General features: G+C 41.7%; 18 protein-coding genes and 2 tRNA genes. 17 read left to right on the top strand and 3 right to left on the bottom strand.

What is annotated here, in order from left to right:
• The first annotated feature begins 26 nt into the window (after window positions 1-26).
• Genes RM553_RS13275 through RM553_RS13260 form a run of 4 tightly spaced genes read left to right on the top strand, consistent with a single transcriptional unit; the run spans window position 27 to window position 4,709 of the window.
• Window positions 27-3,251 carry a S41 family peptidase gene (locus RM553_RS13275; protein ID WP_311535426.1) on the top strand — a complete coding sequence of 1,075 codons (3,225 nt, stop codon included), beginning with the start codon at window positions 27-29 and terminating at the stop codon, window positions 3,249-3,251.
• Window positions 3,252-3,281: 30 nt separating this feature from the next.
• Window positions 3,282-3,902, top strand: a complete 621-nt coding sequence (locus RM553_RS13270) for an amidohydrolase family protein (RefSeq protein ID WP_311535425.1) — start codon at window positions 3,282-3,284, stop codon at window positions 3,900-3,902.
• Between the two features lie 48 nt (window positions 3,903-3,950).
• On the top strand, window positions 3,951-4,286 hold the full coding sequence (locus RM553_RS13265; protein WP_311535424.1) for a hypothetical protein: 336 nt from the start codon (window positions 3,951-3,953) through the stop codon (window positions 4,284-4,286).
• 42 nt (window positions 4,287-4,328) lie between these two features.
• Window positions 4,329-4,709 carry an amidohydrolase family protein gene (locus RM553_RS13260; protein ID WP_311535423.1) on the top strand — a complete coding sequence of 127 codons (381 nt, stop codon included), beginning with the start codon at window positions 4,329-4,331 and terminating at the stop codon, window positions 4,707-4,709.
• Between the two features lie 66 nt (window positions 4,710-4,775).
• Here the strand turns inward: RM553_RS13260 and RM553_RS13255 are convergent, their stop codons facing one another.
• Window positions 4,776-5,651, bottom strand: coding sequence for a hypothetical protein (locus RM553_RS13255; protein ID WP_311535422.1), 876 nt, complete (start codon window positions 5,649-5,651; stop codon window positions 4,776-4,778).
• 404 nt (window positions 5,652-6,055) lie between these two features.
• Between RM553_RS13255 and RM553_RS13250 the strand changes: the two genes are divergently transcribed.
• The 9 genes from RM553_RS13250 (at window position 6,056) to RM553_RS13210 (ending at window position 15,696) form a co-directional block, all read left to right on the top strand.
• Window positions 6,056-7,888 (top strand): ABC transporter ATP-binding protein, encoded by a 1,833-nt coding sequence (locus RM553_RS13250; RefSeq protein ID WP_311535421.1) that lies wholly within the window; start codon window positions 6,056-6,058, stop codon window positions 7,886-7,888.
• A 212-nt stretch (window positions 7,889-8,100) separates the two neighbouring features.
• Window positions 8,101-9,003, top strand: coding sequence for an alpha/beta hydrolase (locus tag RM553_RS13245; protein ID WP_311535420.1), 903 nt, complete (start codon window positions 8,101-8,103; stop codon window positions 9,001-9,003).
• A gap of 88 nt (window positions 9,004-9,091) precedes the next feature.
• Complete coding sequence (locus RM553_RS13240; protein WP_311535419.1) at window positions 9,092-10,324, top strand: ATP-binding cassette domain-containing protein; 1,233 nt, start codon at window positions 9,092-9,094, stop codon at window positions 10,322-10,324.
• Between the two features lie 604 nt (window positions 10,325-10,928).
• Window positions 10,929-11,504 (top strand): Pycsar system effector family protein, encoded by a 576-nt coding sequence (locus RM553_RS13235; RefSeq protein WP_311535418.1) that lies wholly within the window; start codon window positions 10,929-10,931, stop codon window positions 11,502-11,504.
• Window positions 11,505-11,514: 10 nt separating this feature from the next.
• Window positions 11,515-11,850: a hypothetical protein gene (locus RM553_RS13230; protein WP_311535417.1), complete on the top strand. Its 336-nt coding sequence runs from the start codon at window positions 11,515-11,517 to the stop codon at window positions 11,848-11,850.
• Window positions 11,851-12,118: 268 nt separating this feature from the next.
• Window positions 12,119-14,704, top strand: a complete 2,586-nt coding sequence (gene mutS, locus RM553_RS13225) for a DNA mismatch repair protein MutS (protein ID WP_432271465.1) — start codon at window positions 12,119-12,121, stop codon at window positions 14,702-14,704.
• A 310-nt stretch (window positions 14,705-15,014) separates the two neighbouring features.
• Window positions 15,015-15,087 (top strand) — tRNA-Gly (locus RM553_RS13220).
• Between the two features lie 105 nt (window positions 15,088-15,192).
• Window positions 15,193-15,278, top strand: a tRNA-Leu gene (locus tag RM553_RS13215).
• A 130-nt stretch (window positions 15,279-15,408) separates the two neighbouring features.
• Window positions 15,409-15,696 carry a hypothetical protein gene (locus RM553_RS13210; RefSeq protein ID WP_311535415.1) on the top strand — a complete coding sequence of 96 codons (288 nt, stop codon included), beginning with the start codon at window positions 15,409-15,411 and terminating at the stop codon, window positions 15,694-15,696.
• Between the two features lie 123 nt (window positions 15,697-15,819).
• Here the strand turns inward: RM553_RS13210 and RM553_RS13205 are convergent, their stop codons facing one another.
• Window positions 15,820-16,572, bottom strand: a complete 753-nt coding sequence (locus tag RM553_RS13205; protein ID WP_311535414.1) for a ZIP family metal transporter — start codon at window positions 16,570-16,572, stop codon at window positions 15,820-15,822.
• Window positions 16,573-16,771: 199 nt separating this feature from the next.
• On the opposite strand from RM553_RS13205, the gene RM553_RS13200 reads away from it, so the two are divergent.
• From RM553_RS13200 to RM553_RS13190, 3 genes are all read left to right on the top strand, one after another.
• On the top strand, window positions 16,772-17,185 hold the full coding sequence (locus tag RM553_RS13200; protein WP_311535413.1) for a hypothetical protein: 414 nt from the start codon (window positions 16,772-16,774) through the stop codon (window positions 17,183-17,185).
• Window positions 17,182-17,382, top strand: coding sequence for a helix-turn-helix transcriptional regulator (locus tag RM553_RS13195; protein WP_311535412.1), 201 nt, complete (start codon window positions 17,182-17,184; stop codon window positions 17,380-17,382). Before RM553_RS13200 ends, RM553_RS13195 begins: the two co-directional genes overlap by 4 nt.
• A 126-nt stretch (window positions 17,383-17,508) precedes the next feature.
• Window positions 17,509-18,825 (top strand): NAD(P)/FAD-dependent oxidoreductase, encoded by a 1,317-nt coding sequence (locus RM553_RS13190; RefSeq protein ID WP_311535411.1) that lies wholly within the window; start codon window positions 17,509-17,511, stop codon window positions 18,823-18,825.
• Window positions 18,826-18,850: 25 nt separating this feature from the next.
• Here RM553_RS13190 and RM553_RS13185 read toward each other — a convergent pair whose 3' ends face one another.
• The gene (locus RM553_RS13185; protein WP_311535410.1) at window positions 18,851-19,705 is read right to left on the bottom strand and encodes a universal stress protein; all 855 of its coding nucleotides are present in this window, start codon (window positions 19,703-19,705) and stop codon (window positions 18,851-18,853) included.
• Between the two features lie 213 nt (window positions 19,706-19,918).
• Between RM553_RS13185 and RM553_RS13180 the strand changes: the two genes are divergently transcribed.
• On the top strand, window positions 19,919-20,307 hold a 389-nt coding region (locus tag RM553_RS13180; protein ID WP_311535409.1), incomplete at its 3' end, for a hypothetical protein.

Genomic DNA, 20,307 nt, shown 5'->3' with positions numbered 1-20,307 from the left:
CCAGCTACTTTATCAATTTTCAAAAGATGAAAAATATTTTAACCACGCTGCTTTTATTTGCAGCTATGGCTTCGCTTTGTGCCCAGGTTTCACCAAAATGGATCCGGTATCAAAAAATTTCCCCCAATGGTAAAACCATTGTTTTTACTTATAAAGGCAATCTCTATCGGGTTCCAGCCGATGGGGGAGATGCGCAGCAATTAACATTTCATGAAGCCCACGATTATATGCCCGTTTGGAGTAACGACGGGAGTAAAATAGCATTCGCTTCAAACCGGTATGGCAATTTTGACGTTTTCATTATGGATGCCCTTGGCGGCCCTGCAGAAAGGCTTACATTCCATAGTAATGATGAAAATCCCTATAGTTTTTCCGCAGATGATAAAAGCGTGATCTTTGGAGGGGTGCGGCAGGACCTGGCAAGCCACCGGCAGTTTCCTACTTCTTCGCAGCCAGAATTATATTCAGTGCCGATAACCGGTGGAAGGGTAGATCAAGTCTTTACCGTACCTGCTGAAGATGTACAGGTAAGCAAAGACGGCAATCTGCTGGTTTATCATGATAAGAAAGGCTACGAGAATGAATGGCGTAAGCATCATATTTCTGCCATAACAAGAGATATCTGGAGCTACAATACCCGTACAGGAGATTACAAAAAAATTACTGATTTTGAAGGGGAAGACCGGCAGCCGGTTTTTTCTGAAGATGAACAGTCACTATATTATCTAAGTGAGCAAAGCGGTAATTTTAATGTATTTAAACTATCCCTTGCCAATCCCAAAGAGCAGGAACAATTAACCAGTTTTGACACTTTCCCGGTCCGGTTCCTGAGTTATGGCAACGGAACCATGGCTTTTGGATATGATGGGGAATTATACACTATGGTGGAGGGGCAGGAGCCGAAAAAGGTGAATGTGAATATTCGCACCCAGGCAGAAAATAATCCCGATAAGTACATTAGCATAAATGGTGGAGTAGACGAAATGGCGATTGCTCCCGGGGGAAAGGAGATTGCTTTTATCGCCAGGGGAGAAGTTTTTGTAACCTCTGTAGACGGTTCCCTAACCAAAAGGATTACCAGCACTCCTGAGCAGGAGCGTTTCGTAACCTTTACGCCAGATGGAAAGGCCGTAGTCTATGCCAGTGAACGTGATGGGAAATGGAATATTTATAAATCCACCAAAAAGAGGGAAGAGGAACCATTCTTTTATGCCTCTACGCTTTTAAATGAAGAGGTGTTGGTAGATAATGAAACCGACAGCTACCTGCCCTCTTTTTCTCCCGATGGTAAAAAACTGGCTTTTATTGCAGACCGCCGCACCCTTAGGGTAAAGGATATGCAATCTGGAAAAACTACTGACCTTCTTACCCCTGCCGATCTTTTCACCATGAGGGATGGGGATAAATATTTTACCTGGAGCCCGGATAGTAAGTGGCTTTTGGTAGACTGGAACAAGTCTCTTAACAACAGTGAAATTTTGCTGCTGGCCGCCAATGGAGGCAGGAGAGTTAATCTCACGGAAAGCGGTTATGATGATTCCTATCCAAAATGGACCAATGAAGGCAGGCAAATGATCTGGTTTAGTAACAGGAACGGCCTTAAAAGTTATGCCACCAGTGGAAGGACAGAAGAAGATGTGTACAGCATGTTCTTTACCCAGGATGCATGGGATAAATTCAACATGAGCGAAGAGGATTATAAATTAATGAAGGAAATTGAAAAGGCAAACAGTCCGGACAGCATTTCAGAAAAGAAAAAGGACAAAAAAGAAAAACCTCTTGAAATTGACTGGGATGGTCTTAAGGAGAGAAAGGCGAAGCTTACCATCCATTCCAGTTCCCTTAGTGATGCTGTGCTTTCTAAAGATGCTGAAAAACTTTACTACCTGGCCGAATTTGAAGATAAAATGAACCTTTGGGAAACCGATCTTAGAACCAGGGAAACAAAGATGATCATTAAGCTGAATACCCGTAGGGGAACGTTAAGCTGGGATAAAGAGAAGGAAAATCTCTACCTGCTAAGTGAAGGAAAGATTTCAAAACTGGATCTTTCAGGAGGTAAGTCTGAAAGTATCAGGGTTTCAGGGGAAATGATGTATGATGAAGTTGCCGAACGCGAAAGCATGTTTGACCATGTTTATAACAGGGCAAAAAATGTTTTTTATGAACCAACCTTTCATGGTCAAAACCTGGACAGCCTGTATATCGAGTACAAAAAATACATTCCTCATATAGGCGATTCCTATGAGTTTGCTGAAATGCTTTCGGAAATGCTTGGAGAACTAAATGCTTCACATTCCGGTGCAAGGTATAGCAGTGATATGGAAAACGGAGATGAAACTGCTTCCCTGGGACTATTTATGGATTATGATTATAATGGAAACGGGATCCTTATTACAGAAGTGCTGCAGGGAGGCCCGCTGGATAAGGCTGAATTTAATGTAGAGCCGGGGATGATTATTAAAAGCATCGATGGGGAGGCTATTGCCGCAGATAAGGATGTGGCCAGGTATTTAAATCGCAAGGCCGGTAAATTTGTGCTGTTGGAACTTGTTGACTCTGAGACTAAAGAACATAAACAAATCACTGTAAAACCCATTGGCCTTAATGAAGAAAGGAACCTTCTCTACGAGCGCTTTGTAAGAATTAATGAAGAAGAGGTGGATGCAGAAAGCGATGGCCAGTTAGGTTATGTTCATATCCCGGGCATGGCAGACGGTCCATACCGTTCAATATATGAAGATATGATGGGTAAATATTTTGATAAAAAAGCGGTGATTATTGATACCAGGTTTAATGGAGGCGGGGATTTGGTGGCAGATCTTGCTGCTTTCTTTACAGGTACACCTTTTATTACCTACGCCACGGCTGCCAAAGATGTGGGGGGAGAACCCACTTCCCGCTGGACAAAACCAACCCTTTCTTTGTACAATGAAAGTATGTATTCAGACGGGAGCTGTTACGCCAGTAGCTACGAAGCTCTTAATATTGGTAAAACAGTAGGTATGCCGGTTCCCGGGACCTGCAGTTTTGCCGGGTGGGAAACTTTGGCAGATGGCACTCGCTGGGGAATAGTACCCGTAAGTGCACGGGATATGGCCGGGGACTGGATGGAAAACAAGCAAACCGAACCAGATATTATAGTAAGAAATATGCCAGAAATTATTTCTGAAGGAAGGGACCAGCAATTGGAAAGGGGAATAGAAGAGCTGATGAAAGAGGTTTCTGAAGAAGAAACTAAACAACCATAATTCCAGGCCAATCCCAATAATGTTTTATACATGGAAAATCCTATAATTGATGGCAGGACATTGAAGCTGGTATTTTTTTACCTGGTGGTTTTTCTTGCTGCTTCATGCACAGATGAAGATGAACCAGGCTACGATTTGCTTATTTCCAATGTTAATATAGTAGAAGTAAAATCGGGGGAGCTGAAGGAAAATCAGCTTATTCTTGTTAACGGAGGCAGTATAAGCCATATTGATGATGCGGCAAACCTGGAAGAATACAGGGCGAAGGAAATACTTGATGCTGAAGGGAAATTTGTAATGCCGGGCCTTTGGGATATGCATGTGCATTTTAGAGGTGGAGATTCCCTTGTTGAAGAAAACAAAAACCTGCTTCCGTTGTTCCTGGCCTATGGCATCACCACGGTAAGGGATGCCGGGGGCGATATTACTCCTTCAGTCCTTAAATGGCGGAAGGCTATAGCCGAAAATAAGATTGCAGGCCCCACTATTTTTACTTCCGGGCCAAAGCTGGACGGTCGAAATCCTGCCTGGCCGGGCTCTATACCGGTCACCAACCAGGAAGAAATTAAAGCCGCCCTGGATTCTCTTCAGGAATTAGGCGTGGATTATGTAAAAATGTATGACGGGAGCCTTTCTCCTGAGTCTTACTAAGGAATTATAAGCGAAGCGGAGAAACGGGGATTAAAGACCACAGGGCATATGCCCCTGGCGGCAGATTTCCTGAAAGCGGTAAATCTTGGCCTGGATGGGGCAGAGCATATGTATTATCCCTTAAAAGCATGTTCCCCCGTGGCAGATAGCCTTACGGAATTAGACCTGGGATACGGAATGATGGAAACACTTATTGATACTTATGACCCAGAACTGGCCGGGAAAGTTTTTTCAAAAATGGAAGAAAACGAGGTTTTTATAACCCCTACTTTATACATAGGTAAAACCCTGGCAGAAATCCTGGAGGTAGATCATACCCGGGATACCTTGCTTCCATTTATTGGAAAAGGAATACAGGAAACCTACCAGGGCCGGATTGAATGAGCCAAAAGAGCAAAGGCCTCAGGTAGCCAGATGAGGGAAAAAATGGAAAAAATAAGTGCTGCAATGATCCGGCCTATGCAGGATGCCGGCGTAAAGATTTTGGCGGGTTCAGATAGCGGGGCGTTTAATTCTTTTGTTTATGCTGGCGAATCGCTTCAAAAGGAACTGGCAGCACTGGTAGCTGCAGGATTAAGTCCGCAGGAAGCTCTGACAACTTCTGTAATTAATGGGCCTGAATTTTTTGATGTTCTGGATAAATACGGTGATATTTCCCGCGGAAAAGCGGCAGATCTTTTGTTGCTGAACAGTAATCCGCTGAAAGATATCAGGAATCTGCAGGATATATTTGCGGTGGTGAAATCGGGGAAGGTTTATCCTCGTAAAGAGCTTCAGGAATTATTGGTTGCACTTATTGAAGAATAGAAAAAAGCCTGAAAAAAGAAGCTGAATCAAATCCAGCCCCTTTCCCAGGCTACACTCGGGGAGTGACTAATCTTCCGGACAGGTGCTGTCACTGGAAAAATCACCTTCAATAATACCTGCTTCAGCAGACTCAAAGCTTATATGTCCGGAGACACTGGAACATGCAGAAGAAGTATCTGTAGTTACAGTTTTATAGCGGTGCATTCCTGTCCAGGTTACGGGTTCATTACTGCCATAGATTCCGTTCGAGAATTCGCACGTAGTATACTCACCAACAGTAGTGCAGCTTTTTTCTACGATTACCTCATTGTCCACCAGAATTCCAAGGGAAGCCTGGATGGTCATACTGCTGCTGCCATCTTCGGTGGTGAGCATCATATTAAAAGTCCTTTCCTCGTTATTAAGAGGCACGCCGTTTATGGAATCCTTTTCCTGGCAATTGGTACACTTATAAGTTCCGGTAATTGGGATGATGGTTTTGTTTTCAGTTTCTTCGGCGGCAATCATAGCTCCTTGTTCATTTTTAAATACCACCTCTTTAAAAACCGGCTTATTATTGGCATCTAGTGAAAAAACAAAGGAAAAATCTTCCGAGTCAAAAGTTAATTTAAAATTACTGCTTTTACTTACTTCTTCAGCGCGTATAAATTTCGCGGTGTAAGTCTTTCCCGTTTGAACGGTTAGAACAGCATTGGCATGATAATCGGACTTTTCATATTCAAAGGTAGATTCTGATACCTCAAGTTGGAAGGTTCCACGGTATTTAGAATTGTAAGTGGCAAAAATTCCTTTATAAGTTTTTCCGGGGCTATAATCTTCTTCAGCAGAGGTGCTTTCTGTTATTAGTCCTTCATCGGGTGAACAGGAATGGAATAAAATGCTAAAAAGAGAAAAAGCGGTAAACCATACAGCTTTTCCGGCAAAGAATCGGGGCGACATCATTTTCATTAATCTTTCACTTTCCGGTCCGTTAAGACCGTTTTTTTTAACAATATTTTTGGATTTCAAGGAGTTTCAATGGTTCTGAGAATTCCCGTTGCCTTTAAAATAACAACAGGGGGTAGGTGCTAATTGTCAGAAATGTACGCCTTCAAATCGGGTGCAAATAGCGATAAAAATCGATTAAATGCAAGTAAGTTCGACTAAAGGTCGTGTTAAAGTTTTTTTATGAATATTTAGCAAGATTTTAATAATTTGATTTTCAGTTAAATAACTTTGGTTTCTGAGGAAAAATTAGAGGCGGTAACTTTCTGAAGGAAAATTCTTATAAGATTGATAATGTAGTATTTAGATTTTGACAGAAAGGTTTGAATTTTCCTTCTTAACTTGCGTTAAAAATTCTGCTTTTGCCTCGTAAAAAGAAATCCATAGAACCTAATAAAATCAATTTTAGGGAAAGTTTTGCCTCTCTGAAATTTGTTCCGAGATTTTTTAGAGAGATACGGAAAGTTAATCCCTTGCTGTTTTACACTAATGTAATTTGCAGGATTATTAATGCCGCCCTCCCCGTACTTATTCTTTATGTAGGAAAATTGATAATTGATGAGGTGCTGCTGCAGATTTCTACGGAAGAAAAAGAACTGGATCGGCTTTGGATTTTGGTGGCAGCTGAATTTGCCCTGGCAATTCTGTCAGATTTGATTAGCCGCGGAATAAATCTGAGTGATGCCTTACTGGGAGACCAGTATTCCATAGATACTTCTGTAAGGATCATTAAAAAGACTTCAGAAATCAACCTGGACCAGCTGGAGGATTCCGAATTTTACGATAAGCTGGAAAGGGCGCGGCAGCAAACCACCGGCCGGGTTGGACTTATGTCTAACATCCTTACCCAGGGAGAAGATATTGTGGTTATTTTATCCCTGCTTGGCGGGGTAGTGGCTTTTGAACCCTGGCTTATTGTATTGCTGGTGGTATCTATCGTACCAACGCTAATAAACGAAATTAAATTTAGCGGCACCAGTTATTCGCTTGCCCGCAGCTGGACACAGGAGCGGCGGGAGCTGGATTATTTACGTTATGCCGGTGCCAGCGACGTTACTGCGAAGGAGGTAAAACTTTTTGGCCTTTCAGATTACCTCGCAAAGAGGTTTAAAGGCCTATCAGATAAATATTATACTCAAAGTAAAAAGCTCGCGAAACAGCGTGCCGGCTGGGGCTCTTTTTTTAATATTATTGGAACTTCCGCTTATTATGGCGCCTATGTTTTTATTATTTTCAGGACAGTGGCAGGCGCGCTTTCTATAGGAGACCTTACGTTCCTATCGGGGTCCTTTAACAGGTTAAGGTCAAAATTACAGGGTTTTTTCACCCGTTTTACGGCCATCACTGAAAGCGCTCTATACCTTCAGGATTATTTCGAATTTCTCGATCTTTCTTTTGCTGAAAAAAATTCTGAAGGAAACTTACCTCTGCCAGAAAAGATCAGCAGCGGCTTCGAATTTAAGAACGTGGGTTTTAAGTATCCTAAATCTGAAAAATGGGTGGTAAGAAACATTAATTTTGAATTAAGGGCAGGAGAGAAACTGGCTTTTGTGGGAGAAAACGGAGCCGGGAAAACTACATTAATTAAACTGCTGTTGCGTTTCTATGAACCTACCGAAGGAGAAATCTTACTGGACGGTATTCCGGTTAAAAAATATAACCAGGCAGCTTACCAGCAGTATTTTGGAGTGATCTTTCAGGATTTTGTAAAATTTGAACTTACCCTGCGGGAAAATATCGCTATGGGCGAAATTCAGGAGATTAATGACCAGCAGCGTTTAGATAGCGCCGCACAAAAAAGCCTCGCGCAGGAGGTGGTGGCAGAAATGCCTCTGGGTTATAATCAACAACTTGGGAAGAGGTTTAAAAACGGGAAAGACCTTTCAGGGGGGCAGTGGCAAAAAATAGCCATTGCACGGGCTTATATGAAGGATGCAGAAGTTTTGATTCTTGACGAACCTACTTCAGCCTTAGATGCAAGGGCAGAAACTGAGGCTTTCCAACGTTTTATTGAGTTGACACAAGGTAAAACCGCAGTGATTATTTCCCACCGATTTAGTACAGTAAGAATTGCCGACAGGATAATGGTATTAAAAGATGGTGCCGTGCTGGAAATAGGTACGCACTCAGAATTAATGAAAAATAATAAGCTGTATGCGGAATTGTTTAATTTGCAGGCAGCGGGGTATCAATAAGCAATAAATAATGGAAAATGGACAATCAAATGTTTGCAGGCGCAAACTGTTAAAAGATGCTTCAATGATCCTGGGTGTCACCTCGAGCGAAGGCGAGAGGCGGTTTTCTTTTCGCATCATCTGGGTTAGGAATTGATAAGTGACAGTATTGAATTGCCTGCCTCACTAAAAATAACAAACAACCCACAACCACAACTCACAACTATAAAATAATGAAAAAGCAACTTCTAATCTTAATACTCATATTAGCAAAAATTACTTCAGCAATGGCACAAGATGAAACGCTGCTGTTATGGCCGCAGGGAGTTCCAAATTCCAAACCTTCGGAAGAAAAAGAAATAGCAGATAAAGGTGATATTCTTTGGATACGCCAGGTACAGCAACCAGAAATTCAGGTTTTTCTGCCGCCAAAAAGTATTTCCACGGGGCAGGCTGTTCTTATTTGCCCTGGCGGGGGTTATGAAGGCCTGGCTTTCGACTGGGAAGGCACCCAGATCGCAAAATGGCTGAATACCAAAGGAATCGCCGGAATTGTGCTGAAGTACCGCCTGCCATCTTCGGCTTCTGTAAAAGTGAGCTATGAGGCACCGCTGCAGGATGCGCAACAAGCGATGAAACTGTTGCGGGAACATGCTGCCGAATGGAATATTAACAGGCAGAAGGTTGGCGTGATTGGCTTTTCTGCCGGGGGTCACCTGGCTTCTACTTTGGGAACGCATTTTGAAAATGAAGATTCAGCCAATTCACGACCAGATTTTATGGCGCTCATTTATCCGGTTATCAGCATGGAAGCACATGTTACCCATATGGGCTCCAGAAATGCGCTGCTGGGACAAACTCCGGACGAGGAGTTGGTGGCAAAATTCTCAAACGAGCAGCGGGTTTCGGAGAAAACTCCGCCTACTTTCCTAATTCATGCCACAGATGATGAAGTTGTACCCGTGGAAAATTCACTGGCTTTTTATAAAGCTGTAAAGGATAAGAATATCCCGGTAGAAATGCATATTTATCCCGAAGGCGGGCATGGTTTTTCCCTTGGGAATGGCAACAGAATACTGGAATCATGGCCGGAACTTTTTTATGCCTGGCTTAAAAGTCTTAATTCTGGGGAATGAAAAAGTTAAAGAAGAAGATTAAAAGGAGAGAAAATCAGAGTAAGAAGTTATAACTGATCCGAACCGTAATAATTTAAATGCTGTTATTTTGAAGCATATTGGAATTTATGTAGCGAATTATTCTATAGATGGCCAGTGGCTGCAAAAAAATGAGGAGAAAATCCCGGGATTTGAGAGCTTGCAATCAGGGAAAGGAGCGGTTTTTTCTGAAAGAGTACTGAAGAAATTCATAGAGGAAGACCGGCGAAGGGATTTTTCTGAATTGATTGGCGCAGGAAAAAGATCTTTGCGCACTTTTTCCAGCGGGGAAAAGCGAAAAGCTTTGCTGGATTATCTACTGAAGCAAAATCCCGATTATATAATTCTGGACAGTCTTTTCGATAATCTTGATGCGCAATCTGTAGAGAATTTAAAAACCAGGCTGCAGGAAATTTCAAAAGAGGCTTTAATAATCCAGGTTTTTAGGAGAAAGGAAGATCTTTTGCCTTTTATAGAACGGGTTGTTTTTATTGAGAATAAAGAAATCAGTAAAGTCTGTCCAGTTGAAGAATTTACAGCCAATCCGGTTTCCGAAGAAAAACCAGCGGGCATTAATAACATTCCCGAAGCTCCCGGTGCATTTAGAAACATTCCGAAAATATTGCTGAAACTGGAAAATGTTTGCGTGAATTATGATGGCCGGCCAATATTGGCCAATATCAATTGGGAGGTCAAAAAAGGACAATTCTGGAAGCTCACCGGCCCAAACGGCTCGGGAAAAACGACCATTTTAAGCATGATTTACGGCGATAATCCCAAGGCTTATGGTGAAAATGTGTTATTGTTCGGAAGTAAAAAAGGCAGCGGAGAGAGTGTTTGGGAAATTAAGAAGAAAATCGGCTATTTTTCGCCATCCCTTACCGAACTTTTCAGCAGAAGAAACACTGCGCTGGAAATGCTGATTTCCGGGCTGGTAGACAGCGTGGGGCTTTATCAAAAACCTACTGATAAACAGCTGGTACTGGCCAGAAGCTGGCTCAAAACCTTAAACCTGGAACACCGGGAAAAGCAGGTTTTTACCAAATTGCCGTTGCTGGAACAGCGGCTGCTGCTCATTGCCCGGGCCATGATCAAACATCCGCCGCTCCTGATCCTGGATGAACCTACCACAGCACTGGATGACGAAAGCGCGCTAAAAATTGTGCGGTTAACAAATCTTATTGCTGCTGAAAGTGAAACCGCGGTGATCTTTGTTTCCCATCGCAAAGAGAAAGGATTAGACCCGCAATTTGCTTACGAGCTTTGTCCTGCTGAAAATGGCTCGAAAGGACGGGTTTTATGAAGTAACTTTCTCACCCAATAGAATTTCAACTTAAAATACTCTAGCCTGCTCCTGCACATTTTCTTACGCGAGCCTGCAATATTGTGATGGTCGATTGTCTTCTTATTTATGTGCTGTTTTAATTAAATCGTAGGCTGCCTGCATTTTTTGGAAAAGAATTTTAAATATAAAGCTGGTATTGATTATATTGAGGGGTAAATGGTTAGGAATGAAATAATTGTGTTTTAAAGATTCTTCTTTAGAATAATAATTTACAGTATCAATTAAGTCTTCAAAAGATATGGAGAATAATAACAGATCGCATATAAACATGCCTGCAGGTTATTTTCCAGATCCCCTACGTTGGAGTTTTAATTTTATTTCTGAGGCCAGAATTACTGAAAGAAATTAGCCATCCCCATTTTTCTACTTCTTTGATCTTTAAAGGACGGCGAAGAGTATCTTTCAGCAAATAAAAATGATGATTTATGTATAAGGAATTATCTGAAGGTTGCAGGGAGCATGATGTCCGGGATACGATTTTCATTATTCAATTTAAAAATAAAGCAAAGGCGAGGCGGTTTATGTACAAAAGGTGCCGGGATAAATGTAAAAATCTAATTTTATGAGTAAGGCAGAGGAAGAATTTAAAGTAGCCCCCCATGTTAAAAATAAGCATACCGATGATCTTATAGACCATTACTGGGGGAGCATCACGTATGTGGCTTCCCTGATTAAAGCTTCTGAGCTTAAGGCCGGGCTTATTCTTTCTTTTTATGGAATCCTGTTCAATTTTATCTTTCAGAATATAAATGTTGTCCTTTCCCATTTTGTAAATGAGAACGCAGTGGCAATATATTTTTTGCTGGGTTTATGGTTCCTCTCCATGATTCTTTCGATTTATTACAGCATCAGGTGCTTTATGCCGCGTATTGAGGGTAAGTACGATAAAAATATATTTTTTTTCAGGGATGTGATTAGCAGGTTTGGGGATATTAAAAGTTTCAGCAGGACATTTTATGACATAAGCCTGGATGAAGACCAGCTTTTTGACCACCTGGGGCAACAGGTTTACATAAATTCAAAAATCGCCAGCGTCAAATTCATGAATGTAAACCGCTCCCTGCGATTTCTTGCGGTGGGACTTTTTATCCTGCTGATCATTTCGGTTTATTACGTGCTGACTATAATAATTGTTTAAATGAAGAAGTATGAAAAAAGAAAAAATACGATGGACAAAAAAGGAATTGCAGGTGTACATCCTGCTTTTATGTGCCAATGCGGATGCTGTAAAGACAGAGGAGGAAATGAGCCTTATAAGATCAAAAGTAGATAAAGATACTTTTGAGAAAATGCAAAACGAAATTGCAGGGGATACCGAGGAGGAAAGTTTGGACAAAATACAAAATGCTGTGGCCATTCATCATTATTCCTATAAAGAGATTCTTCAGCTTCAAAAGGAGATGCAGGAAGTTTTCTTTTCAGATAATAAGTACACTATGCTGGAATGCACTATGGACCGTATTCTAAGAAATATGCTTTACTAAGCGGGGGCAGCATCTTCAATAAATAAAAAATTCAGCAACAGAAAAGTTTGCTACAGCATTCCTGCGGCTCCTTTTTCAATACAATTCGCAGGTATTTTTAGTATTAATTTCATTATAAATGAACTGGCTCCTCCATGCAAAAGCTGTGGATAAATTTGGATAACTTCAATTACTTTCTTTTCTATTAAAACTTGTGTTTCTTTACATTAGCCTAAATTAAAATCCCGGAAAATTGTCAGCTAAAAAACCCCAGAAGGTCACCCCTTTAATGAAGCAATATAACAGCATCAAGTTAAAATATCCTGATGCCCTATTGTTATTCCGCGTAGGGGATTTTTATGAGACTTTCGGGGAAGACGCCGTAAAGACAGCGCGCATCTTAAATATTGTGTTGACTAACCGTAACAACGGGGGCGAAAGAAGTGAACTTGCCGGTTTCCCGCACCATTCCCTGAATACCTATTTGCCAAAACTGGTAAAAGCGGGACAGCGGGTGGCAATTTGCGACCAGCTGGAAGACCCGAAGATGACCAAAAAGATAGTGAAGAGGGGCGTGACAGAGCTGGTAACTCCGGGAGTAGCATTAAGTGATGAGGTGCTAAGCAGTAAATCCAACAATTTTCTTTGCGCAATCCATTTTGGGAAAAAAAGCCTGGGGATTGCTTTTCTGGATGTTTCCACCGGGGAATTCCTTACTTCACAGGGTACTTCAGAATATGTGGATAAGCTGCTTCAGAATTTTAGCCCCAGCGAGGTTTTAATTCAGAAAAAATACAAAAAGGAATTTTCCAGGGATTTCGGCGAAGATTTCCATACCTTCTGCCTGGAAGACTGGGTTTTTAAGCAGGATTTTTCTTCAGAAACCCTGAACTCGCATTTTCAGACCAAATCCTTAAAGGGTTTTGGGGTAGAACACCTGGAGGAAGGGGTGGTTGCCTCGGGTGCGATCCTTCATTATTTAGCCGAAACCCAGCATCATAAACTTCAGCATATCACTTCGCTTAGCCGTATTGCTGAAGAGGAATATGTGTGGATGGACCGCTTTACCATCAGGAACCTGGAATTGTATAATTCCACAGCCATGAACGCGGTAACTTTGCTGGACGTTATTGATAAAACCATTTCTCCCATGGGCGGAAGGTTGCTGAAGCGTTGGCTCGCCCTTCCGCTTAAAAATGCCGAAAAGATAAGGAAGCGTCATGAAGTGGTAGAGTTTCTGCTGGGGAATACCCCGGTTTTAGCTGAAATTCAGCAGCACATCAAAGAGATAAGCGATCTGGAAAGGCTTATTTCCAAAGTGGCCACGGGCAAGGTTACGCCCCGGGAAGTCAATCAGCTAAAAAAATCCCTGGATGCGGTGATTCCTATTAAAAAAATAGCTTCAGGATGTAAAAATGATGCTTTAAAAGTAATAGGGGATAACCTGCAGGGTTGCGATCTCCTCAGGACAAAAATTAAAGAGAGCCTTACTGAAGACGCGCCGGTAAATGTTCAAAAGGGGAATGTAATCGCTAATGGTTTCTCTGCGGAACTGGACGAGCTCCGGAAAATTGCCTTTTCAGGAAAGGATTACCTGGACAATATGCTCCAGCGAGAGTGTGAAGCAACCGGAATAACTTCCCTGAAGATTGGCAGCAACAATGTATATGGTTATTATATTGAAGTCCGCAACACCCATAAAGATAAAGTGCCGGCGGGATGGACCAGGAAACAAACCCTGGTAAACGCTGAACGCTATATAACCGAAGAGCTTAAGGAATATGAAGCGAAAATACTGGGTGCCGAAGAAAAAATACTGCAACTGGAGCAGGAAATCTTTGGAAAACTGGTGCTATGGATGAACGATTATATCCAGCCGGTGCAGCAAAATGCACAGTTGGTGGCACAACTGGATTGCCTTGCCTCTTTTGCGCAGCAGGCCAAACTGGAGAAATACTGCCGGCCGGAAATTGAAGAAGACTACGAACTGGATATACAGGAGGGCCGCCACCCCGTAATCGAAAAGCAGTTGCCCATAGGCGAAAATTACGTGACTAACAACGTGCAGCTGGACCGGGAAAACCAGCAAATTATTATGATTACAGGGCCTAATATGAGTGGTAAGTCGGCCATTTTAAGGCAAACCGCACTTATTGTGCTTATGGCACAGATGGGAAGTTTCGTGCCGGCAAAATCGGCTAATATTGGGCTGGTGGATAAGATCTTTACAAGAGTAGGAGCCAGCGATAATATTTCTATGGGCGAATCTACTTTTATGGTAGAAATGAACGAAACCGCCAATATTCTTAATAATATTTCTAAAAGAAGCCTGGTGCTGCTGGATGAAATTGGCCGTGGGACCAGTACTTACGACGGCATTTCTATTGCCTGGGCCATTAGCGAATACCTGCACGAGCATCCTGCCCGGCCAAAAACACTCTTCGCTACGCATTACCACGAGTTGAACGAGATGTGTGACACCTTTGAGCGGATTAAAAACTTTAATGTATCGGTAAAGGAGTTGAAAGATAACGTGCTTTTTCTGCGGAAACTGGTGCCGGGGGGCAGCGAACATAGTTTTGGGATACATGTGGCGAGAATGGCCGGGATGCCGCAGCAGGTTTTACACCGCGCCAACAAGATCCTTCAAAAGCTTGAGAAATCCCATGCCATGGAAGACTCCGGCGAGATCTTAAAGAAGTCGGCTGAAGATGAAATGCAGCTGAGTTTTTTTAACCTGGATGACCCGCTGCTGGAAGAATTGCGGGATGAACTGCTGCACATTGATATTGATACCTTAACGCCTGTGGAAGCTTTAATGAAGCTGAACGAGATCAAAAGGATGCTGGCAAGTAAGCAGAAAGTGAAAGCCTGAGTTTCTGAGTTAACAATTGGCAATTGAGAATGTAAGATAAGATGGTAGAATGACTATTGGCGATTGTACTCCCCTCTTACAAGTCAGTTTACAATAAGAAGCTCATCCTGAAATTATTTCCGGATCTTCTGTTTTTCAAATGTAGAGGTCTGAACAGGAACTAAGTCAGTTTATAACAGACTCCGAATTAGGAGCCTGATAATTTTAGCATTTTTCTAAAAAAGTTCTTTGTTGTTGTTGAAAATGTTTTAAATTTGCATCCGCAATTAATATTTGTGGCCTTGTGGAAACAAGGGAAGTTCATTAAAATGCGAAAATAGCTCAGTTGGTAGAGCGCCACCTTGCCAAGGTGGAGGTCGCGGGTTCGAATCCCGTTTTTCGCTCTGAAAGTAAAGAAATAAGCCCCGGTTTGTCTGGGGTTTTGTTTTTACGCGCTGGATTCAAAATCCAGACTTCTGTAAGTTCTTAAATTATTAAACTTAGTGTATGCTCGGGTGGTGGAATTGGTAGACACGTTGGACTTAAAATCCAATGAACAGCAACGTTCGTACGGGTTCAAGTCCCGTCCCGAGTACTTAAAGCCTCCGCAAACGCGGGGGCTTTTTTTATGGAAAAAATTTACGGTATGCGCTTTTTCTATGGCTGGCATGGGCAGCATAAAAATTCTGGCAATGTTCTTGTGGTTCATCTTCAAATTTGTAAGCATGAATATCAAAACCGCTACTATCGCTATTGCATCAGCAATTCTTTTAATTTCCTGTTATTCAAGTAAAGCCCCGGATGTTAACATAGGCATGTCTGTAGATGACTTCAGAAAATCTGCAAAATATGAAGAACTGGTATCTCAAGACAGCCAGTGGATTGTCTATATGGTCAAATATGGATGGGGAGCAGACAGGTTTGGCTACTATTATTTTAAAAATGATAAACTGGTAAGAATGGACAGTGAGCAGGATCCTGCATCTTACAGTTTCAAGATCGCCAGGGATTAATTCTTTTAATAGATTGGGTTTTTATTCCTGAAGCGGAAGAAGGAATTAGCAGTTTAGGGGGGTAAATTTTCGCCTTTTCCAGAATTATGTTGTGACGGTATTTGCTGGCAAAGATGCCTGCCTTTAAGAAAGGTGGGAAAGCAGGAAAGAAGACAAAAAACCTAACACGGTTACCAGGCCAATAATATTATGCCCCTTTTCGAAGGCTTCGGGAATCATAGTGGCTGAGAGCATATTTAGTATCGCGCCAGCGGCAATAGCCAATGTTGCTCCTATAAAAACATCAGACAACTGGCTAAATACCGTGTAACCAATAACAGAAGCCAATCCAGAAATTATTGCTATACAGCCCCACACCCCAAAAATAAAAAGTTTGGATCTTCCCGCTTTCTTCATCCCTGTAGAACTGGAAAGCCCTTCGGGTAAGTTGGAAAGAAAAATGGCAATCACAGTAGCCGCGCTTACCGCCCCGCCTTCCAGTAAACTTATTCCAATAGCTATAGATTCGGGGATGCCGTCTAATAATGCTCCCAAAGCTATAGCCAGTCCGCTGCCCTCGTCCTCTTGTTCTGAAGGTTGTTGTTCTTGTGAACGTTTCCTGTGTTTTGCTCCCTTTTTCTCCAGAAAGAGGTTGGCCAGAAAATAAATGGCGGCACCAAGAATAAATCCTGTAGAAGTGGGAATTAATCCACTCTGGAGGTAAGCTTCTTCCATAAGTTCAAAGCACAGCGCCGATACCAGCACTCCTGCCCCAAAACCCATAACAATAGCGATTGTTTTTTGAGAAAGTTTTATGTAATACCCAACCAGAGAACCTAATATAAGGGCACTGCCGGAGAACAGGCCCCATAAACCTGCTTTGATCCATTCCTCCATTTTCCGGAAAATTTAAATATTGTTTCAAAATTAAGCGGAGTTTTTAGATAAGTAAAATAAGCTGAACAGCTTATAGAAAGTTTAACAGCAGCGGCAGCAGAGTTATAATTCTAATAAAAGATGTAAATAAAGCTTTACATATTAGAAAAAGCTCTATATTTGTAAATGAAACTTTACTTTTAATCAAAATAACTTTACTATGAAAACACAAAATGATAGTCGTTGTGCAGAAAGCAGGCGCAGTACTGTAAATTTGGCAATATGGACAGCCGCGTGGGTGCTGAGCCTTGCTTTGGTAACTTTTGGAGCCAGATGTTTATGGGATTTCAATATGGCGCTTACTATTCTGTTCATTTTAGTTAACCTGGCTACTGGAGTGGGAATGCTGGTTTATTACGTCAAATACCTGAGAAACCTGGATGAACTGCAACGCAAAATTTCCATGGAAGCCATGGGTGTCACTTTAGGTGTAGCTGTGGTTGGAGGGCTGGCTTTCTCCACTTTAGATGTAACTAATGTTATTTCTTTTGATGCTGAAATTTCCTATCTGGTGATCCTTATCGGGATTAGTTATATATTTTCCATTGCTGTTGCAAATTCCCGTTACAAATGAAAAACAGGCTAAAAGTGTTGCGGGCAGAAAGAGATTTGACGCAAGCCCAGCTCGCCAGCGAAACGGGTGTTTCAAGGCAAACTATAAATGCAATAGAAAAGGGCAAATTTGATCCCAGTTTACCCCTTGCTTTTCGGTTTGCCAGGTTGTTTGACCTTACTATAGAAGAAATTTTTGAAGATGAACAGGAAGTATAAAGGTCAACTACTTTAGCGATTCTTTAACTGCTGTTAAAAACCGTCTTAAAGAAGTGCTATTTTTCATTCTTGCGGCTACTTTTTTGTTGAAAACCTTTAATTTAAAGGCAGCTTAAGAAGAAGACTATGCCAAAGAGAATAATAATTATTGGTGGAGGCTTTGCCGGGATTAACCTGGCAAGGTCACTTGCCGGAAATTCACAATTTCAAATCACCCTGGTGGACAAAAACAATTATAATTTTTTTCCGCCTTTGCTCTACCAGGTTTCCACCGGCTATCTGGACCCTTCTTCCATCACTTATCCTATCCGTAATCTTTTCCGCGGAAAAGAAAATTTTCATTTCTGGATGGGCGAACTGCAGGAGGTGGTTCCACAACAAAAAAAGATAATCCTGGATAACGGAGAACTGCCTTACGACTACCTTGTTCTGGCCACCGGTACTAAAACCAATTTTTTTGGACTGGAACAACTGAAGGAACATGCAATTCCTATGAAGACCCTGGAGGATGCCCTTAGTATGCGCAATATACTTTTGCAGCGCCTTGAGGCTGCCTCCCGTATCAAAGATAAAGAGGAGCGCCTGCCATGGCTCACTATGGTTATTGGTGGCGGGGGACCTACCGGCGTGGAAATTTCTGGAATGTTCGCAGAACTTCGGAACAATACCATAAGAAAGGAGTTTCCTGAATTAGCAGGCTCAGGCGCAAAAATTTATTTAGTTAATGGTGGGAACGAGCTGCTCTCCCCAATGAGCAAGAAAAGCCAGGAATATGCCCTGAAAAACCTTAAACAAATGGGGGTGGATGTGGTTTTAAATACCCGTATTGTAGATTATGATGGTGAGAAAGTAAGTCTGAAAAATGGAAAGTACATCAGGAGTAAAAATCTTATCTGGGCCACGGGAGTTACTGGTTTAATCTTTAAAGGTATTCCAACTGAAGCTTATGATCGTGGAAACCGCCTGAAGGTAAATGAGATCAACCAGGTTGAAGGATTAGAAAATATCTTTGCCATAGGAGATTGTTGTATTCAGCGTACAGATCCTGCTTTTCCTGAAGGGCACCCTCAGCTGGCACAGGTGGCAATACAACAGGGTAAAAACCTGGCAAAAAATTTCAGGCGTATAGAAAACTCTCAGGACACGAAGGCTTTTAAATACAATGACAAAGGTTCTATGGCCATTATTGGCAGCAGTAAGGCGGTGGCAGATATTCCCAGGCCAAAACTGCATTTCAGCGGATTCATAGCTTGGTTTATGTGGGTTTTTATTCACCTTTTTTCCCTGATTAACTATAGAAACAGGATTCGCACCTTTTATAACTGGTCTATAGAATACTTTACCAGGAATCAGGATTTAAGGTTAATCATCAGGCCGGCCAATAGTGTTGCTCCCCAGGAAATCCGGGAAAGTAAAACAGAAAAAGAACACTCGGGAGTATAGCCTTTCTCGGGGGTGTTCTTTTAATTTATTCTTCTGTTTTCTGCGGAAGGACCAAAAAGGGAAATGCAAGATGTTGGTCTATTTTTCGTATCACGGGTTCCCTGAAAATGGTGTGGGTGAAATTATGAGGATAATATACCATACTTAACAACTGAATTTTATTCTCCTTTACATAAGCTGAAACCGCTTTGGACACTTCTTCATCAGAAGGAAGGTATTCCACCCCAAATTTTATTCCCTGCAACAACATTTTGAGGTGGTTCAAATTATCTTTTTGTTTTTGGCCTAAAGAATCCCGCCCGCCAACATAAAGAATGGTAATTTTCGATTGGAAGTTCACCGCAAGTTTTTTCAATTCAGCCAAAGAAGAATGACTGAATTTTTTCTTTAATTCTGTCGCGAAGACAATTTTGCGAGGTGCTTTAAAATCCAGTTCTTTTGGAACCACCAGAAGAGGACAGGTAATTGCCTGTTCTATTACTTTGCTGGTGTTGCTGCCAAGAAGGCTTTCCAATGTGCCGGAATGGCCCCGCGTGCCCATAACTACAAGGTCGATATCTTTTTTTACAACAAAGGCAGGAAGGGCATGTGCAAGTTTTTGATCTGAGATATTAGTTTCAAATGTATGTGCGGGCTGTTTGTTATCCCTTGTAATACGATGTACCACTTCTGTACATCGGGTTTGAGACGCTGCTTTTAATTTAGGAAGCTGCTCAAGCTCCTCTTCGTTCACGATGCTGTAAACAGAAGTTTCTATCTCATTTCCGTAAAAGTTAGTGATAGAGAAGGTACATTCCTCATTCCTGTAAAGTTCAGTGGCATAGTATAAAGCACAATATGACTCTCTGGAAAAATCTGTAGCGACTAAGATGTTTTTCATGACAAACTATTTGCTCCAAAAGTAGGGGAGCAATGTCTGTAAAAAAATGACCATTATCATACTTCTGGTTCTTTCATATAATTAACTTTTGCTTTTATGCTTAATTGATTGCCAGGTATTTAAAATTTGAAATTGTAGTTAAATTTTCCCTAAAACTCACTTCGCATATTCATTTTTTAAATTATTTAGTCCTATTTCTAAACCTGAAGAACCATGAAAAAATTAATCCTCAGTATTGTTTTGGTAGTGTGTTTTAGCGGCTTCCTCTTCGCCCAAAAGACCGAATATAAAATTGTTACAGTGGTAGAATCCATTGTGCCGGGAGGCATGGGACGCTCCCGTATGATTAGCAGTGAAGAATCCCGAAATTTCAAGGAGTTTACCACCAAAAGGTCTGATGAAGATGATGAGCGCAACAAATCGGAAAGAGGCGACATCAGGATTAAGAATTTTGAGGAAACCAAGCTGCTGAATTTCTTTAATCTGGGAGGGATCCGCTTTCAGAATATTGCGGCCAATGATGCCGTAGTAACTTCAAAAATCAATGCTATGGCCCAGGAAGGCTGGGAACTGGCATTTGTGAACAGTGGTGTGGAGAGTTA

Source organism: Autumnicola tepida (genome assembly GCF_031846485.1).
Taxonomy (GTDB): domain Bacteria; phylum Bacteroidota; class Bacteroidia; order Flavobacteriales; family Flavobacteriaceae; genus Autumnicola; species Autumnicola tepida.
Note: the sequence above shows the minus strand (reverse complement) of the source record. Positions and strands in the feature narration are given on the sequence as shown.

What these genes read in the sequence shown, in the direction of transcription:
- RM553_RS13205 (WP_311535414.1), bottom strand. Translation starts at nt 16,572, where the DNA reads ATGGAGGAATGGATCAAAGCAGGTTTATGGGGCCTGTTCTCCGGCAGT.
- RM553_RS13200 (WP_311535413.1), top strand. Translation starts at nt 16,772, where the DNA reads ATGAAAACACAAAATGATAGTCGTTGTGCAGAAAGCAGGCGCAGTACT.
- RM553_RS13230 (WP_311535417.1), top strand. Translation starts at nt 11,515, where the DNA reads ATGAAAAAAGAAAAAATACGATGGACAAAAAAGGAATTGCAGGTGTAC.
- mutS (WP_432271465.1), top strand. Translation starts at nt 12,119, where the DNA reads ATGAAGCAATATAACAGCATCAAGTTAAAATATCCTGATGCCCTATTG.
- RM553_RS13245 (WP_311535420.1), top strand. Translation starts at nt 8,101, where the DNA reads ATGAAAAAGCAACTTCTAATCTTAATACTCATATTAGCAAAAATTACT.
- RM553_RS13275 (WP_311535426.1), top strand. Translation starts at nt 27, where the DNA reads ATGAAAAATATTTTAACCACGCTGCTTTTATTTGCAGCTATGGCTTCG.
- RM553_RS13195 (WP_311535412.1), top strand. Translation starts at nt 17,182, where the DNA reads ATGAAAAACAGGCTAAAAGTGTTGCGGGCAGAAAGAGATTTGACGCAA.
- RM553_RS13265 (WP_311535424.1), top strand. Translation starts at nt 3,951, where the DNA reads ATGCCCCTGGCGGCAGATTTCCTGAAAGCGGTAAATCTTGGCCTGGAT.
- RM553_RS13185 (WP_311535410.1), bottom strand. Translation starts at nt 19,705, where the DNA reads ATGAAAAACATCTTAGTCGCTACAGATTTTTCCAGAGAGTCATATTGT.
- RM553_RS13255 (WP_311535422.1), bottom strand. Translation starts at nt 5,651, where the DNA reads ATGATGTCGCCCCGATTCTTTGCCGGAAAAGCTGTATGGTTTACCGCT.
- RM553_RS13210 (WP_311535415.1), top strand. Translation starts at nt 15,409, where the DNA reads ATGAATATCAAAACCGCTACTATCGCTATTGCATCAGCAATTCTTTTA.
- RM553_RS13260 (WP_311535423.1), top strand. Translation starts at nt 4,329, where the DNA reads ATGGAAAAAATAAGTGCTGCAATGATCCGGCCTATGCAGGATGCCGGC.
- RM553_RS13270 (WP_311535425.1), top strand. Translation starts at nt 3,282, where the DNA reads ATGGAAAATCCTATAATTGATGGCAGGACATTGAAGCTGGTATTTTTT.
- RM553_RS13190 (WP_311535411.1), top strand. Translation starts at nt 17,509, where the DNA reads ATGCCAAAGAGAATAATAATTATTGGTGGAGGCTTTGCCGGGATTAAC.
- RM553_RS13235 (WP_311535418.1), top strand. Translation starts at nt 10,929, where the DNA reads ATGAGTAAGGCAGAGGAAGAATTTAAAGTAGCCCCCCATGTTAAAAAT.